This is a genomic window from Helicobacter sp. T3_23-1056 (assembly GCF_053654535.1).
In genome coordinates this window covers 1-1,283 of record NZ_JBSIUU010000075.1, presented here as the reverse complement: position 1 = coordinate 1,283, position 1,283 = coordinate 1, and the positions used below count along the sequence as shown (strand labels likewise).

The following is a 1,283-nucleotide window of genomic DNA, read 5'->3' as shown; positions in this document are numbered from 1 at the left end:
GCACTCTTTGGCGTGCAAAGAAATCTTAGGGCAAATGGAATCTTTGGCGGATATGTGGGATATGAATTTACCAACACCGATACAAAGCTACTAGGCACAGTGCCTACGCGCGTGCAGACAAACGCCCTGCAAGCTGGGCTAAGCTACTATAAAACATTCTCTGTGCCTGCGAAAGTGTGGGAAGGCTTTATCAAAGCAAATATTCGAGGCGGGGTTGATTTGCCGACATTTAAAATGGAATCTGGCGCGTATAGACTAAACCTCTCTAGCGATAGCAAATCTAGCTCACTCCCGCTAATGTATAGCGTAGGCGCGGAAGTCAAAGGTGGGGTTACATTTTACCAATACAAGCGAAATAGCTACCTAAGCCCTGAAGTATCTCTAAGCTATGATATGCTATCTGCCCTAGCTAGCAAAATCGACAAACCAACCGCCCTCGTAGGTGGTGCAAGTTATCGTCCTTTGGGTGCAAGTGAATTTTACAACACATTTTATTGGCATTTACCCCAACTAGGAGCTGCGGTGCGCTACTATAAAATGTGGGGCAATACTTTCCGCACCAACCTAAAAGCAGGCGTGAAGTATAATGTGCTAAATAAGCAAAAAGCATATCTTAGGATTGGTAATCTAAGGGATAAGAGCGATATTACTCTACCTGCGGTGTATGGGAATGTGGCATTTGATATGATATGGATGATAAAGAAAAACCACGAGCTATCATTTGGTGTAGATGCGCTGCTATATGCTAGCACATTTAGCAAGACAAATGAGAGGGCATTAAATGAATGGTTTAATGGTGTCTCTGGGACTGCAAACTTTAAATACGCGTATTGGTTTGGCGGGAGCGACTATGTAACCGACAAAGACGGCAATGCCGTAGCTAGAAGCATAGCCGAAGGTGGCAAGAAAAAATCTAAGTCCAAAAAGTCAAAGAAAAAGAAAGAAAAAAAATCTAAGAAAAAGGTTTATTACATTGATGGGTAAGTCTTTTTTTGGGTAAATCTTGGGGTTTTTTTAGGTTTTTAGATTTATGGATAGGGACAAAAACTTAGACTTTTGGAGGGGAATTCGTCATTGCGAGCGGATTTTGTATAAAATCCGCGTGGCAATCTATTTATTGATTTTGTAAAAAGTGTGTTTTTGGTATTTTATAGCGATAGATTGCCACGAATTTGCAACTTTTTAACAAAGTCGCAAAATCTCGCAATGACGAAAGTAGTGTGATTATAGATTGCCACGCATTAGATTTTGCTAAAACGAAAAATCTAATTGCTCGCAATGAC

The 1,283-nt window shown here is 40.8% G+C and carries 1 protein-coding gene; it reads left to right on the top strand.

Going from position 1 to position 1,283, the window contains the following annotated elements:
- Positions 1-984, top strand: a 984-nt coding sequence (locus ACWIUO_RS13700) for a hypothetical protein (protein ID WP_454178444.1), incomplete at its 5' end; no start/stop codon positions are given.
- Between the last annotated feature and the right edge of the window lie 299 nt (positions 985-1,283).